The sequence below is a fragment of the Nguyenibacter vanlangensis genome (genome assembly GCF_038719015.1).
Taxonomy (GTDB): Bacteria; Pseudomonadota; Alphaproteobacteria; order Acetobacterales; family Acetobacteraceae; genus Gluconacetobacter; species Gluconacetobacter vanlangensis.
The window spans coordinates 2,949,368-2,965,458 of the sequence record NZ_CP152276.1 but is presented as its reverse complement, the minus strand read 5'-3'; the positions used below and the strand labels follow the sequence as shown (position 1 = coordinate 2,965,458).

Here is a 16,091-nt window from a genome sequence, read left to right as displayed (position 1 = left end):
TTCCTCTCTCTCACCCGATCGTCCTTCAGAAATCGCAGCGGATCGTGGCGCCGACGAAGCGTGGCGCGCCGGGAATACCGTAGAAGGAATTATATCCGTTATCCTTCGTAATCACGTAGCGACGGTCGAGCAGATTTGACACATAGACCCCGACGGACCAGCGTCCGTGGTGCGGTGCGACGTTCAGGCTCATGCCCATCAGGAAATAGGCTGGTAGCCGATAGATCTCGTTGCCTGGCACGTCGAGCTGCGAGCCGCGATAGGAATAATCGCCCTGCCAGGTGACGTCCCAGGCCTGCGTCGGGTGCATCACGTAGCTGACACTGCCGTTCAGCGTCAGTTTCGGAATGCCGGAATCATATCCGTCATAGCTGTTATAGGCCGGCGCAAAGACACCGGTCTTGGCGTAGTTGGCATAGACGGCAGTCGTGTTGAGAAATTTCAAATCGTCGTAGCGGCCGCGCTGATATCCGAAATGTTGTTCCAGGAACAGGCCGGGGATGGGGTTCGCGTCGAGTTCGCCTTCCAGCCCCCAGATCGTCGATTTAGGAATATTCACGAAATCGCCCACCAGACCGTAGCCCTGCACCAGCTCCAGGCTCAGGATCTGCTGGTCATGATAATCGTAATAGAAACCGTCGAAATTTACCCTCAGACGGTGATTCAGCCAGTCGCTCTTGATTCCGCCTTCATAGGCCAGCAGAGATTCTGGCTTGTAGGGATTAAGCTGCTGGGAAATGACGGTGTTGTTGGCCGTGAATCCGCCTGGCTTGAACCCCTTGCGGACGTCGGCGAAGACGAGAAAATTCGGTGCTGCCTGAAAGTCGATTTCGCCCTTGCCACCGAACTCGTTCGTCAATGCCCCATGGGTCGGAAAGTGAACATCGCTGAAACCATACTGGATGGTTTCCAGGTTTGAGAGATGCCGGTCGTCGGCTTCATGATTGACCGAGGCCGAGATCTTCCACCGTGGCGCCAGCCGGTAGGATGCGGTCGCGTACTGGTTGAATGCCTGGATATCCTGATTATAGCTGGTCGCTTCGATATACGGGCGCAGACTCGGCCCCGATCCCGAAAAATCGTAGAAAAATCTTGCCTTGGTCGCCGTTCGCGCATAATAGGCGCCGATCGTCCATTGGAAGCGACGCGGCCGATTCTCGTTCGACAGCCGCACCTCCTGCGAGAAGACGTTCGAGTTGTTGGTGAAATACTGGTCGTCGGTCGCGATGTTGGTGGAATCGAGATCCAGGAGGTTGTGAACGTACATCGCCTCATAGGCGCTGATCGACGTGAATTCCCCCCATCCGAAATCATGACGTCCCGTCAGGTCGATGCCCCAGGTCGTGTCGTTGCGAAACGGCTTGGTATTGGCGGACACGCCGATCATCTCCGTGAAGGCCGGACGAAACCCCCATCCTGTCATCAGGTTATTATTGTCCGGCGCCAGGAAGGGCGTGACCAGATCCTTGACGTTGAACACACCCGGCGTATCGGAATCGTCCTGCGCCCAATGCCCCGTCACGTTGATGCTGGTGCGGGAATCGACGTCCCAGTCCAGCTTGCCCCGCAATGCGCCTTCGTTAGCGTCGCCCAGGTGCTGGCCATCATAGCGATTGATCTGATATCCGCCGCCATGGGCGGTATAGCCCGATACCCGATAACGCAACCGGTCCGAAATCGGCCCGGACACGTAAAGGGCGGTGCGGCTTCGAGCGTAGCTGGCGATGTCCTCCGACACGCCGGCGTGGAACGTATCCGTCGGGCCGTTGGTGGTGATATTGACCTCGCCGGCGGTCACGGCCTGGCCATGGGTATATCCCACCGGTCCGGGCATCACGTCCACGCCAGCCAGATCGTACATGAGGCCGGAGGTCATGAAACCGATTGGATAGGCGACCCCGTCCACATACGTCATCACCGAAGGTGTGTTGTTCGACGTGAAATCCTTGAATCCGACGCCGCGCAGGCTGAAATTGTTGTTCGCCGTTGCACCCTGAGGCTGGATCGTCAGGTTCGGAACCAGATTCTGGATGTTCTGCAGCGTCTCGACATGATGTGTCGCCAAGTCCGCGGAACTGATATGCGTGACCACTTCGCCGATATGCTGCGACTTGCGCAGGCTCAGCGGAGAATTGCGTACGCCATCGACGGTAATCGCCTCGTCCGCCACGATCCTTGGATGCGCAGCGCGCCGCGCAGGTGCATGAGGTCCCACTCGCGCCGGATGGTTCGACATCGTGGTGTCGGCACGCGCCGGGGCACCCGCGCTCGTGGCGGCCGAGCAGCACAGCGCCGCCAGTAGAGCATGATGTCCATTGCTCTTTAATATAATCAATAACTTATCTTGCAGATTCGTCATTCGGCGTGCCTCCGGTTCACGCATGAGGAGAACGGATAGCCATCACACAGACTAGGCCAGAAAATGACCATATAATCGCAGATCGTCAATATGCTGTATCATGGACAGCATATTATCTTTCGTCAACCGAAATGTTCTGGCACAATGGTCCCCACACGAAAAAAGGACGGCGAACGTGACAACCTTTGGGATCAGGACGGTTTCGGTTCCGGACAGGGCACTGAAGATCTATCTGGAAGAATGCTGTCCAGGCCTCGATTTCATCTTATGGCCCGATGACGATCCCCCTTCCGAAGACGACCTGCCCGCCATCGACGCCGTTATAACTCCCTATGCGCATTCCAGCCTGACGGTCGAACGGCTGGCGTCGCTGCCGAATCTCAAGCTGGTGCAGACGCAGAGCACGGGGGTGGACAACGTGGCCGGCAAAGTACCGCCGGGGGTGGTATTGTGCAGCGCGCGGGGGGTGCATGCGTCGTCGACCGCCGAACTGGCCATCGGCCTGGTCATTGCCTCACTGCGCGGCATCGATGTCGCCGCACGTAACATGGCCCGACAAGTTTGGCAGGAGGAACGCCGCGTCACCCTGACCGATCGAAGGGTGGCTCTTCTGGGTTACGGCAGCATCGGGCAGGAGCTTCATCGCAAACTCGCTGCGTTCGACGTCGAGACCGTTCGAGTCGGCCAGGTTGCCCGTCAGGACGAACACGGCCACATTCACGGTATAGACGATCTCGTCCAGCTTCTTCCGGCCATTGATGTCCTGATCTGTAGCCTGCCCATGACGCCGCGGACGACACGCCTGATCGATCGATCGGTCCTGGCCGCGATGAAGGACGGTACCCTGTTCGTCAATGTCGGGCGCGGCAGCGTCGTTGATCAAGAGGCCCTGGTGGCCGAACTTTATTCCGGCCGCCTTTCCGCCGCGGTGGATGTGACCGATCCGGAGCCACTGCCTGCGAACCACCTGCTATGGAACGCACCTAATTTCCTCCTGACGCCCCATCTCGGGGGCAATACGTCGGCTTTTCTGCCGCGTATTCGTGCATATCTCGCAAATCAGATGAAACGGATTTCAGTTGGCCAACCCGTCGTGAATCAATCATAATGTATAGGGAGAGTCGTCGCGCGCCCGATCACGATGTGGCGTTCGTCTCCGCCGACATGCATGCATGGAACGACGTCAGAAGATGGTTACGCTCGCTGAAGGTAATCATGTCCTGGAGCGTATAGCGGTCGAGCGCGGAGAGGTCGATTGTCAGGGCACGCTCCTGGTTCGCCGTCGATTGCGGCGCGGTGAAATGCTCCGGTTCTTCGGATCTCTGCCCCGGAAAGAATGCACCTCGCCAATCCCCGGACCATGCCCTAGAACAGCCGGGCGTCGGAACTGCGGAGCGTTACAGCGCACGCCCTGTCCCGTTTCGTCCCCCATGTTCCAAACGGTACGGCCCGCTCATGCTTCAGATCGATCAACTCGTCTTCAACGCCTGGGGGCGGCGCTTCTTCGACCGTGCCTCGGTGACCTTGCCCAACCCGTCGAAGGTCAGCCTGGTCGGACGCAACGGGGTCGGAAAATCGACCCTGTTCAAGCTGATCAAGGGCGAGCTTCAGCCCGACAGGGGCGAGATCGCGATTCCCAGGGCCGCCCGCGTCGCCGCCGTGGACCAGGAACACCCCGCGACGCCCGTCAGCGTGCTCGACACGATCCTGGCCGCCGACACCGAACGCGCGGCGCTGATGGCCGAACTCGAGACCGCCGAACCCGAACGCATGGGCGACATCTGGTCGCGCCTGATCGAAATCGACGCCGACAGCGCCCCCGCCCGCGCGGCCGAGATCCTGAACGGGCTGGGCTTCTCCACCACCGACATCGACCGGCCGATGGCCGAATTCTCGGGCGGCTGGCGGATGCGCGTGGCGCTGGCCGCCGCCCTGTTCGCGCAACCCGAGCTGCTGCTGCTCGACGAACCGACGAACTACCTGGATCTCGAAGGCGCCTTGTGGCTCGAGGCCCGGCTGGCGCGCTATCCGCATTCCGCCCTGATCATCAGCCACGACCGGGACCTGCTGAACAACTCGGTCGATTTCACCCTGCACGTCACCGAAGGCAAGCTGGAGCTGTACACCGGCGGCTACGACGAATTCGAGCGCCAGCGCGCCGAGAAGATCCGCCTGCAGAACGCCACCCGCGCCAAGCAGGAGGCCGAACGCGCGCACCTGCAATCCTTCGTCGATCGCTTCAAGGCCAAGGCCAGCAAGGCCGCGCAGGCGCAGAGCCGCATGAAGCGCTTGACCAAGCTGGAACCCGTCGCCACCACGATCGAGGCCCGGGTCTCCCCCTTCATCCTCCCCTCGCCGCAGCGCCCGCTGGCGCCGCCGCTGATGCGGCTGGAGGGGGTGGAGATCGGCTATGGCGACGACGCGCCCGTCCTGGCCGGACTGGATTTGCGGCTGGACGTCGACGACCGGATCGGGCTGCTGGGGGTGAACGGCGCCGGCAAATCGACCTTCGCCAAGATGGCCGCCGGCGCGCTGGCCGCGCGGTCCGGACGGGTGACCCGATCAGCGCGGATGGAGGTCGGCTGGTTCCACCAGCACCAGATCGAGGCCCTGAACCCCTCCGATACGCCGCTGGACATCATCCGCGCCGCCCGCCCGGCCGACAGCGAGCAATCCCATCGCGCGCGCCTGGCGCAGTTCGGCATCCATTTCGAAAAACAGGGCACGACGGTCGAGGCCCTGTCGGGCGGCGAGCGCGCGCGGCTGCTGCTGAACATGGTGGCGATGGCCGCCCCGCATCTGCTGATCCTGGACGAACCGACGAACCATCTGGACATCGACAGCCGCCGCGCCCTGTTGGACGCGCTGAACGAGTACGAGGGCGCGGTGATCCTGATCACCCACGACCGGTCGCTGATGGAACTGGTGGCGGACCGGCTCTGGCTTGCCGCCGACAACACGGTGGCGCCGTTCGACGGCGACATGGACGATTACGCCCGCTTCGTCCTGGATCGCGCGCGGGGCGGCACCGCGGCCCCGTCCCAGGCCGCGTCGCGCGAAAAGCGGCGCAAGGCCAGACGCTGACACGGCCCAGCGGTCCGGCGGCCCAGCACTCGGCGCAGACCAGGCGACCCGCCCGGAAGAGGCTGGCCGCCGAGGGTGCGCATCGGTCCAGGGTGCTCATCAGCTCCGCCACCTCGAAGCCGCCCGTCGCCGCGGCCCGCTCGGCGCATTCTCCTTCATGCTGGATGGTCCTGCCGCGCCGACACGGCCTGGTATCGTTGACCCCGCCTCGACCGAAAAACTTGCAATGAATGCTCCTTGCCTTATAGTAGGCAATATAACTACTTCGTGGAGCGCGATATGGAGGAAGCCGTTTCAGCCGCCGATGCCAATCGCCGGTTTTCCTTCCTGCTGCGAGGCGTGCGGGCGGGGCACAGCTATGTCGTGACCAGCCACGGCAAGCCCGTGGCGCGTCTGGTTCCCGCGGGCGGACACGATAACGTGGCGGACAGCGCACGGGCGGCGTTGCTGTCGCGGCTGGAAAGGCAGCCGGTCATGAACGCCGGTCGTTGGACGCGGGACGAGCTTTACGAGGACGACCAATGAGGGTTGTTCTCGATACGAACGTGCTGGCCTACGCCGAAGGCATGAACGGGGCCGAGCGTCGGGATACGGCGCTGGACCTTGTCCGGCGCCTGCCACGAGAGGGGGGCGTTGTCCCCGCGCAGGTGCTGGGCGAGCTTTTCAACGTCCTGGTCCGTAAGGGCGGCCGGTCGCGCGCCGAGGCCCGTGACGCCATGTTGAGTTGGCGCGATACCTTCCCGGTGGTGGAAACCTCGCCGGAAATCATGCTGACGGCGGCCGATCTCGCCACGGATCACCGGCTGGGGATATGGGAGTCGGTTGTCCTCTCGGCGGCGTCGCATGCCGGATGCCGATTGCTGTTGTCGGAGGATTTGCAGGACGGCTTCACCTGGGGCGGCGTGACGGTGGTCAATCCGTTCGTCACGTCACGGCATCCCTTGCTCGACGCACTTCTGGCGGATGAAGCCCCGTGACAGGGGAAGCCGACTCGCGTGGAAAGCGCGGAAGCTGGTGTCGATAATGGTCTGAGACGTACGCCGGTCCCGCCGGCCGCCGCCCCTCACGGCTCCGGCGGCGCATCCTCGTCATAAGCCGGCTCATAGGTCATGCCCTCGATCCAGGCGCGGATATTCTCCGGCCGCGGCACGGTCGCCATGCCGTGGTCGAACATATATTCCGCCAACCGGCAGGCCGAGGTGATCTGCACCGCCAGGATCTGGCTCTGCGGCGGGTACAGCATGCCGCGCGCCTGCGCCGCCGCGTCCACCTGGTCGGCCAGGGCGTGCGCGGCCTCGATGATCAGCGCGTCGGTGATCAGGCGCGGCCGCGCCGCATAGACCGCCAGCCCCAGCCCGGGGAAGATATAGAAATTATTGGCCTGCCCGGGCCGGAACACCGCGCCGCCCCGCGCGACCTCGGGGAACTGCACCCCCGCCGCATACAGCGCCCGCCCGTCCGACCACGCATAGGCCTGCTCGGCGGTGCATTCCGCATGCGGGATCGACAGCGGAAAGATGACCGGCCGCTCGTTGATCTCGGCCATCAGCGCCACGATCTCGCGGGTAAAGGCCCCGCCGGCGGTGGACACGCCGATCAGGATGCTGGGCCGCACCCGGCGGATGGTGGCCGCCAGGTCCCGCGTCGGCGCCGCCGGGTGGGCATAGACGCGTTGCTCGGCCGACAGGTCGGCACGCGTGGGCTCGACCAGCCCGTCCGCGTCCATCATCGTGATGCGCCCGCGCGCCTCGGCCTCCGACAGCCCTTCGGCCTGCATCGCCCGCACCAGCAGGTCCGACGTGCCCAGCGCCGACGACCCGGCGCCCAGGAACAGCACCCGCTGCTCCGACAGCGGCGCCTCCCTGATCCGCAGCGCGGTGATCAGCCCGGCCAGCGTCACCGCCGCCGTGCCCTGGATATCGTCGTTATAGCACAGCACCCGGTCGCGATAGCGCGCCAGATAGCGGATCGCGTCCGTGCCCTTCCAATCCTCGAAATGGATGCAGCAGGCCGGAAACACCGCCTGCACCGCCGCCACGAATTCCTCGACGAAATCGTCCAGATCCGCCTGCGGCGGCGGCTCGCGCCGCAGGCCCAGATATAGCGGGTCGGCGCGCAGCGCCGCATTGGTGGTGCCGATATCCAGTTGCACCGGCAGCGTCGCCTGCGGCGGCACGGCGGCGCAGGCGGTATAAAGCTGCAGCTTGCCGATCGGGATGCCCATCCCGTTCACCCCGATATCGCCCAGCCCCAGGATGCGCCCGCCCGTGGTCACGCAGATCACCCGCACATCCGCCACCGGCCAGTTGCGCAGCACCCGGGCGATCCGCCCGCGCATCTCCAGGCTCACATACATGCCCCGGGGCCGGCGATAGATATGGCTGAAGGATTTGCACGCCTCGCCCAGCGTGGGGGCATAGACGATCGGCACATAGCGCGCCGGATCGGACATCAGCACCTTGTAGAACAGCGTCTCGTTCCGGTCCCCCAGCGCGGCCAGATAGATATAGCGCTCCAGGTCGTCCGGCTTGGCATCCAGGTGCCGCCCCACCCGCTCGACCTGCCGCTCCAGCGTCTCGACCTGCGTCGGCAGCAGCCCCTCCAGCCCCCAGGCCCGCCGCTCGGCCTCGGTAAAGGCGGTGTCGCGGTTCCGCGCCGGATCGTTCAACAGCGCCGCGCCAAGCAGGCCCGGCCGGGCAGGTTTGTTCATCGGTCACGTTCTCCCCTGAAACGGTTCCACGATACGGCTATACGGCGCCACGAAACGGCGCGGGCCAAGCGGGGCAGGGCGCGCCGGCCCCCCATCAGACTCCCGGCAACTCGTTGACGGCCACGATCCGCCACGCCTCGGGAAAGCGCTCGACGACCGTCAGCGACAGGTTCTGGATCGAGAAATGCAGCGCGGTGTCGGCATGGATGCGCAGCGCATGGGCCAGCGCCGCGCGGATCGCGCCGCCATGGCTCACCACCACCATGTCCCGCCCCTCGTGCGCACGGGCCATGCGGTCCATGGTCGCGCCGACCCGCGCGCAGACATCCAGCATGCTCTCGCCGCCGGGCGGGCATTCGGTGGCCGCGACCGACCAGAACAGATGCGGCGACAGGGTCAACTGGTCCGGCAGCTCATGGTGGCGCAGCCCATGCCATTCCCCCATCGACTGCTCGGTAAAGCCGGGCTCGACGCTCCAGTCCGCCGCCCCGTACCCGGCCTCCTGGATCGCCTGGGCGGTCCGCTGCGTGCGGCTCAGGGGCGAGGTGAACCACAACGCCTCGCGCGGCAGGCGCGCCGCCAGCGCCTCGTACATCGGCCGCTGCGCGATCAGGCTGTCCGGACACAGCGGTACGTCCAGCGATCCGTACAGCCGCATGCGGGCATTTTCCTCGACCAGCGCATGGCGGATCATCCAGAAACGGGTGATCCCGGATTGCAGCTTGGGGGTGTCGAGGAAATTGCCGTGATTCTGGTTCATGAAATCGGATCCGGTCAGCGTGAGGGGCCCATGCCCCCATCCATAGCCCGAACCGGCGCATAGGTCTGCACCGGATCGGCGGCCCGCAGGATCGCCCAATGCCGCAGGATCAGCCCGATCTTGTCCAGCACCAGCCGCGCATCGCCGATCTCGCGATCCATGCGCCGGTCGGGCACCAGCCCGTCATGCGACGGCTCGCCCGACACCAGCCGCGCCCCCGCCGACAGGCGCAGCGCCCCCGCCATGCCGGGGCGGGACGGGTGCGGCAGCGGCACCGGCTGGCCGACATGGCACAGCACGCCCCCCAGCGCCCGGTCGGCCGGCGCGGACAGCAGGCGCGACAGGTCGGCATTCAGCCAGCGATACAGCGCCCGCGCATCCTCGAGCCCCAGCGGCACGAACCGCCCCCCGTCCGCCCCGTCATCCGCCATCGGGTCGCGCACGAAAAAGCTCAGGATGGTCGCGCGGTCGTCCCACGCATCGGCCAGCGGCGCCCGCGCGGGCGCCGGCCCCGACAGGCGGCGCAGGTCGCCCGACGCGTCGATCGCGCCTTCCACCGCATCCAGAAACCGCGCCAGCCGCGCGCGCACCACCGGCCGGGGAATCGCATGCAGCGCCGCCATCTCCGCCAGCGCCGCGTGCCAGCGCAGCATCAGCCCGACATTCTCCCCCGCCGCCAGGTGCGCCGTGCCCGGCGCGTCCGGCCATTCGCTCCGGTGGCTGTACGCCGCCAGCCCGGCGGGCAGCATGCCCCCCTCCAGCCGCGCCGCCACCCCCGCCGGCAGCAGCAGCGCGCCGCAGAAGGGCGGCCCGGTAAAGAATTTCGACCCGGTGACCATCACCATCCAGCCCCGGTCCAGATAGGCGCGCACCCGCTCCGGATCCAGCCGCGCCTGGCAGGCATCGACCACCACGTCCGGCGCCCTGCCATCCGGCCCGCCCCGCGCCAGCCCGTCCAGCATCGCCATCCCCGGCGCCAGCAGCCCGGTCTTCGACAGGTCCAGCCGGTGCAGCAGCACATGCCGCCCCGCCGCCACGGCCTGGCGCACCAGCGCGGCGCAGTCCGCATCCACCGCGTCCTCCGGGCGCAGCGCGCCGTCCGGCCCGCGCAGCGGCACCGACAGCAGCAGCGTCTCCCGCGCGAAACCGTCGATCAGCCCGCCCTTCGGCACCGCCGCGCCCAGCGCGGTGTCATGCGCGAAATGGCAGCCTCTGGCCGCCAGCGGCACGCCGCTGCCGGTCTCCTCGGGGGCCAGCAGGATATTGCTGACCGCCCGCCCGCCCGGCGCCAGCGCCGCCAGCGCCAGGGCATGCAGCTCGCAATCCGTGCCCGACGGCGCCAGCACCACGCTCTCGCCCGCGGCCAGGCGGTAATGGCGGCCGATCCGCCGGCGCAGGTCCGCCACCATCCCGGCTCGGACCGCAGCCCCGTCCCCCGCCGTGCCGCCGCCCGTCAGCGCCCCGCCGACCAGGCGCAGCCGCGCCGCCTCGGCCCCCGCGAACCCCCGCTCCGACAGCGACGACGCGGTGGACGAGGCAAAGGTGACCGCCCAGGGCCGCGGTCGGTGCGAACAGCCATAATGGTTCAGGCCGGTGGCCGGATCGACCGCCAGCCGCGCATCGCCCCCCTCGGCCATCAGCGCCTCCGCCGGCCCCAGCAGCGGCCATAATGCCGCCAGCCGCGCCGCCGGGGCCGCAAACCCATCTGGCCCCGCTGCCGAGACCGCCGGCTGCAACGGCGCCAGGCACGGCCACAGCGCCGCCAGACATGCCGCGTCCGGCGGCTGTTCCGCCGCCATGGCGTCCAGCCAGGGCAGGTCCGGCATCGCCCCCCCGGCCGGCCCGTCCAACCCACGGAACAGCGCGGCGACCCGCGCCGCGCACAGCCCGGCCAGCACCGGCTCGGCCGGGGCCAGGGGCAGCAGGCGCGCCAGTTCCAGCGCATGGCGCAGGATGATGGCGGCCTGCGCCGGGCCGGCCAGGCTGGGCGCGCCCAGAGTCACTTCGCCCGGCGTCACCCCACTTTGGGGCCCCACCCGGAACGGCGCCGCCAGCGCCGGGTCCAGCCGGATCCGCCGCCCGTCCGCGATCACCCGCAGGTCCGGGCGCTCCAGCACGCCGGCCAGTTCCCGGGTCAGGTGCGCGGCGAACACGCGCGCGCTCCGCTACGGCCGGCTTCGCGGCCCTCGACCGATATCTCCAAACGCTCTCTCCCCGACCGGCCCCCTTCGCAAGGGCTCTCTTCACATCAGACGGCTCAAATCAGACGGCGGCCCCCCCGGCACGGGCCGTCCGCCCGCGCCAGCGCCCCGCCACCCGCCGCACCGTCCACGACCGGATCCGCTCCAGCAGCAGATAGACGACCGGCGTGGTGTACAGGGTCAGCAACTGGCTCATCAGCAATCCGCCCACCACCGCAATGCCCAGCGGCCGCCGCAGTTCGATTCCGTACCCCCCGCTCAGGATCAGCGGAATGGCCCCGAACGCGGCGGCCAGCGTCGTCATCAGGATCGGCCGGAACCGCCTGGCGCAGGCCTCGCGGATCGCCGCCTCGGGCGACATCGCGCCGTCGCGCTCGGCATGCAGGGCAAAATCCACCATCAGGATCGCGTTCTTCTTCACGATGCCCACCAGCAGGATCATCCCGATCATCGCGATCAGCGAGAATTCCTGCCCCGTCGCCCACAACGCCAGCACCGCCCCCACCGTCGCCGACGGCAGGGTGGACATGATGGTGATCGGATGGACATAGCTCTCGTACAGGATGCCCAGCGTGACGTACATCGTCGCCAGCGCGGCCAGGAAGACCAGCAATTCGTTGATCAGCGCGGTCTGGAACTGCTCCGCCTGGCCGGTAAAGCCCCCCTCGATCGTCGCGGGCACATGCAGCCGCACCATGGTGGCGCGGATCTCCGCCTCCGCCGCGTCCAGCGACTGGCCCTTGGCCAGGTTGAACGAAATCGCTCCCGATACGAACCCGTCGCGATGGCTGACCATGATCGAGGTCGGCCGCCGCGCCAGCCGCGCCACCACCGGCAGCGGCACCATCGTCTCGGCGCTGGACGACACGGCCGACCCGTTGGACGCGCCCACCCCCCCAGCCAGCTTGTTGGCCACCGCGTTGCGAAAGGATTGCTGGCTCAGCGCCGCGGCCTGCGAGGAGTCCGTTCCCTGCGGCTGCGGCGGCAGCGTGACCCGCACGGTGTTCGACGCCGTGCCGCCGCCTGCCGTCCCGCCCGACGTCGAGACCCGGAACGCCCCCAGCACGTCCGGCGAGTCGCGATAGCGCGGCGCCACCTCCATCACCACGTGATAGGTCGCAAGCGGGGTCGAGATGTTGGACGCGCTGCGCTGGCCATAGGCGTCGAACAGCGCGCCGCTGATCAGTTGCGGCGTGACCAGGTAGCGCGCGGCGGTGTCGCGCGCGATGTCCACATGCACCGCCGTGGCACGGTCCGTCAGGTTGGTGGAAATGTCGGTCATCACCTTGCTGCCCTGCAGCGCCTGAGTGATGCGCGGGGTCCAGCTATAGATATCCTCGGCATTGTCGCTGCGCAGGACAAAGCGATAGGCCCCCTGCTGCTGGCGGCCGCCCCCGCCATTGACGTCCCCGGCCGAAAACAGCGACAGCCGCACGCCCGTCAGCCCCGTCGCCTCCAGCCGCTTGTGCACGCGCGCGATCATCTCGTCCGGCCCGTCGTCGCGGTCGCGCTTGCCGGTCATCTGCGCGAAGGCCTGGCCCTCCACCCGCGTGTCGCCGGTAAAGGCCGCCACCGATTCCGCGTCGCGGTCGGCCAGCATGGCGGCGCTCACGGCGCGGATCTTGGCGTCCATCTTCTGGAACGACGCCGTCTCGTCCCCCCGGAAATAGCCCACGATCATCGCCACGTCCTGCTTGGGGATGATGTCCTTGGGCATGACCGTGATCACCGCCACCGTCACTACCAGGCTCAGCGGCAGGGTCGCCAGCACCAGCCGGCGCCGGCGCAGCGCATGGTCCAGCGAACGGACATAGGCGCGCAGCACCGCCTCGAACGTCCATTCGATCCCGTCCGACAGCCGGCGCAGCCCCCGGCGCAGCGCCGACGCTCCCGCCGGCAGCGGCGCGCCGTGCGCCACGTCCAGCAGCAGGCCGCACATCATCGGCGTCAGGCTGATCGACAGGAACAGCGACACCGTCACCGTCACCGCCAGCGTCATCGCGAATTCATAGAAGATCTTGCCCGGCGTCCCCGGCATCAGCAGCAGCGGCAGGAACACCGCGACCAGCGCGATGGTGATCGACAGCACGGTAAACGCGATCTCGCCCGCCCCCCGCATCGCGGCGTCGGCGCGCGACTGCCCGGCCTCCATGTGGCGCGCGATGTTCTCCACCACCACGATCGCGTCGTCGACCACGAACCCGGTTGCGATCGTCAGCGCCATCAGCGACAGCGTATCCAGCGAGAATCCCAGCAGGTACATCGCCGCCAGCGTCCCGGCCAGCGAGATCGGCACCGTGATCGCGGGGATCAGCGTCGATCGCGGCGCCCGCAGGAACACCAGCACCACCGCCACCACCAGCAGCACCGAAATCAGCAGCGTCAACTGCGTATCGCCCAGCGATGCGCGGATGGTGATCGACCGGTCCATCGCCGGGGTCAGGGTCACGCCCGCCGGCAGGGCGGCGATCATCGCCGGCGTGCGGGCGCGGATCGCGTCCATCACGCGGATGACATTCGCCCCGGGCTGCGGCCGGACGATGGCCATCACCGCGCGATGATTGTTGAAATAGCCGGTCTGCCGCTCGTCCTGCACCCCGTCATGCACCTCGGCCAGGTCCGCCAGCCGCACCGGGCGGCCGTTGCGGTACCCCACCACCAGGTCGCGATACTGCGCCGCATGCCGCGCCTGGTCGTTGGTCGCCAGCGTGTAGCGCTGGGTGCCCACGTCGATGAAGCCCTTGGGCGTGTTGGCATTGGCCGACGCCAGGGCCGATCGGATATCCTCGAACCCGATCCCGTATTTGAACAGCGGATACGGGTCCATCTCCACCCGCACGGCGGGCGCCGAACTGCCGGTGATCTGGATCCACCCCACGCCCTTCACCTGCGACAGCATCGGCTGCAGGTGGGTCTGCATGATGTCGTACAGCTCGGCGATCGGCCGCGTGTCCGACGTCAGCGCCATCACCATGATCGGGCTGTCGGCCGGATTGGCCTTCCAATATTGCGGCACCATGTCCAAGGTGGCCGGCATGTCCTGCATCGCCGCGCGCAGCGCCGCCTGCACGTCGTTGGCCGCGCCGTCGATGTTCCGGCTGTCGTCGAAGGTCAGCAGGATGAACGCCGTGCTGTCGGTCGAATCGGACTCGATGCTGCTGATGCCCGAAATCTGCCCCAGCCGCCGCTCCAGCGGCGTGGTGACCGACGACGCCATCTGCTGCGGCGACGCCCCGGGCTGGGTCGCGACCACATAGATGATCGGCACCGATATGTTCGGCAGGTCCCCCACCGGCAGCGCGCGATAGCCGAACAGCCCGGCGATCACCAGCGCCATCGACAGCAGCGTCGTCATCACCGGCCGCGTGATGAAGGGGCGACAGGGATTCATGCGTCGGTTCGCGCGCCCACCCGCGCGGCGGACCGGCGCGCGGCCCCCCGCCCGTACCACAGCGCCGCCCCGGCGAAGCCGACATAATAGCCGATATCCGCCCCGCCCAGCCACCGCGCGACGGGGCCGGTATAAAGCTGGCTGGTCGAAAACAGCAGAATGGTCGCCACCGACATGACGACGAAGATCGTCGCCCCCCGCGTCCAGCCCGGCGGCACCGGGCGCGGCATCCTGTCGCCCAGGTACCAGTCGGCCAGCACGATGCCGATCCACGGCGCGATCCAGTACATCGTCACCACCAGGTAATCGGTATACAGCGCCGCATACCGCCCCGCTCCCGCCACCGCCAGGACATAGCCCAGCGACGCGGTGATCACCGCCGCCAGCACGCGCGGCACGTGGATGCCCGCCGAAATCAGGCTATAGCTGGCGGTATTGTCGTTGAACGAATTGCCCGTGACCGATGACAGCGCGATCACCGCCAGCACCATCGGCCCCAATGGCCCCGCCGCGTGCTGCAGGCTGGCGATCACCGCGGTGGGCGACGGCTCGGCGACGCTGGACGCCGTCAGCAGCCCCAGCACCTGGAACGGCACCGCCGATCCCAGCAGCCCGGCCAGCGCCAGCCACACCACCCGGCGCGGGTCGGCATCCGCCGGCAGATAGCGCGTGTAATCCGACGAATAGGACGCCCAGGACAGGTTGAAACTGGCCAGGATCGCCACCGCCAGCAGAATCGTCGCCACCCCGGGCGGATGGTGGGCCCCCGCGATCGTCAGCGTCCCCTGTTCCACCCCCTGGCGCAGGCACAGGGCCCCGATCACCGCAAAGGCCGCCAGCAGCGCCGCGCCCAGATATTTCTGCAGCGCCTGCACCATGTCGTGGCCATAGATGCTGGCCAGCATCTGCACCGCCGCCAGCCCCCCCAGCGCCAGCCAGAAGGGCGGGCTCACCCCCGCCGCGACCGACAGGAATGCGATCAGCGCGGTGGCCGCCGGCACGTTGTTCACCGCGTCCCAGCCCACGCAATAGATCCAGTTCAGCAGGGCGGGCGGCCGCACGCCCAGCCGCCCCAGCGCCCGGCGCGACGCCTCCATCTGCGTCAGCCCGGTGGCCGGCCCGATCGACGCGGCCAGCGCCACCGGCAGCGCGCCGACCAGGTTGCCCAGCAGGATCGCCAGCAGCCCGGTGCGCAGATCCAGCCCCAGCGACACCAGCAGCGCCCCCGTCACCCAGCCGCCCGGCCCCAGATTGGGCGAGAAATGGCTCCAGAACACGCGGTCGATCCGCATGGTCTTGCGCTCCGGCGGAACCGGGCACGACACCGCGGCGGCGCTCAGTTCCTCCATGGCCGGCGGACGCGGAAAGGCAAGCGGCACGGTTCGGGGGTCCTTACGGTTCTGCGGGGCGCATGCGCGGGTGCAATCGTTGCGTCATCGGGCGGCCCCTGGCAAGTCGCCCCCGGCCGCGCCGGCAGCAGCGCCAGGGCCCGGCCGATGCCCGACGAGGCACCGGTGATCCGAATCACATCGCGTTTGATGTTCGCAGATCAGAGACCGCCTGATAAAAGACCGCAAACCCTGCCG

The 16,091-nt window shown here is 67.5% G+C and carries 10 protein-coding genes; 4 read left to right on the top strand and 6 right to left on the bottom strand.

Going from position 1 to position 16,091, the window contains the following annotated elements:
- Positions 1–25 precede the first annotated feature (25 nt).
- Positions 26–2,170 (bottom strand): TonB-dependent receptor domain-containing protein, encoded by a 2,145-nt coding sequence (locus AAC691_RS13795; protein ID WP_342627325.1) that lies wholly within the window; start codon positions 2,168–2,170, stop codon positions 26–28.
- Positions 2,171–2,534: 364 nt separating this feature from the next.
- Here AAC691_RS13795 and AAC691_RS13790 point away from each other — a divergent pair, with 364 nt between their 5' ends.
- The 4 genes from AAC691_RS13790 to AAC691_RS13775 all read left to right on the top strand — a co-directional run bounded on the left by AAC691_RS13790 (position 2,535) and on the right by AAC691_RS13775 (position 6,420).
- Entirely contained in the window at positions 2,535–3,467 is a 933-nt protein-coding gene (locus tag AAC691_RS13790; protein WP_342627324.1) for a 2-hydroxyacid dehydrogenase, read from the top strand.
- 347 nt (positions 3,468–3,814) lie between these two features.
- Positions 3,815–5,443, top strand: coding sequence for an ABC-F family ATP-binding cassette domain-containing protein (locus AAC691_RS13785; protein WP_342627323.1), 1,629 nt, complete (start codon positions 3,815–3,817; stop codon positions 5,441–5,443).
- Positions 5,444–5,680: 237 nt separating this feature from the next.
- Positions 5,681–5,968, top strand: a complete 288-nt coding sequence (locus tag AAC691_RS13780) for a type II toxin-antitoxin system Phd/YefM family antitoxin (protein ID WP_342627322.1) — start codon at positions 5,681–5,683, stop codon at positions 5,966–5,968.
- A complete protein-coding gene (locus tag AAC691_RS13775; RefSeq protein WP_342627321.1) occupies positions 5,965–6,420 on the top strand; it encodes a PIN domain-containing protein in 456 nt (151 codons plus the stop codon). Before AAC691_RS13780 ends, AAC691_RS13775 begins: the two co-directional genes overlap by 4 nt.
- 86 nt (positions 6,421–6,506) lie before the next feature.
- On the opposite strand, the gene AAC691_RS13770 is transcribed toward AAC691_RS13775, so the two are convergent.
- The 5 genes from AAC691_RS13770 to AAC691_RS13750 all read right to left on the bottom strand — a co-directional run bounded on the left by AAC691_RS13770 (position 6,507) and on the right by AAC691_RS13750 (position 15,854).
- The gene (locus AAC691_RS13770) at positions 6,507–8,153 is read right to left on the bottom strand and encodes an NAD-dependent malic enzyme (protein ID WP_342627320.1); all 1,647 of its coding nucleotides are present in this window, start codon (positions 8,151–8,153) and stop codon (positions 6,507–6,509) included.
- A 94-nt stretch (positions 8,154–8,247) separates the two neighbouring features.
- Positions 8,248–8,913 carry a histidine phosphatase family protein gene (locus tag AAC691_RS13765; RefSeq protein WP_323989406.1) on the bottom strand — a complete coding sequence of 222 codons (666 nt, stop codon included), beginning with the start codon at positions 8,911–8,913 and terminating at the stop codon, positions 8,248–8,250.
- A gap of 14 nt (positions 8,914–8,927) precedes the next feature.
- Positions 8,928–11,066 carry a hypothetical protein gene (locus tag AAC691_RS13760; protein WP_342627319.1) on the bottom strand — a complete coding sequence of 713 codons (2,139 nt, stop codon included), beginning with the start codon at positions 11,064–11,066 and terminating at the stop codon, positions 8,928–8,930.
- Positions 11,067–11,175: 109 nt separating this feature from the next.
- Positions 11,176–14,505 (bottom strand): efflux RND transporter permease subunit, encoded by a 3,330-nt coding sequence (locus tag AAC691_RS13755; protein ID WP_342627318.1) that lies wholly within the window; start codon positions 14,503–14,505, stop codon positions 11,176–11,178.
- On the bottom strand, positions 14,502–15,854 hold the full coding sequence (locus AAC691_RS13750; protein ID WP_342630219.1) for a cytosine permease: 1,353 nt from the start codon (positions 15,852–15,854) through the stop codon (positions 14,502–14,504). Before AAC691_RS13750 ends, AAC691_RS13755 begins: the two co-directional genes overlap by 4 nt.
- Between the last annotated feature and the right edge of the window lie 237 nt (positions 15,855–16,091).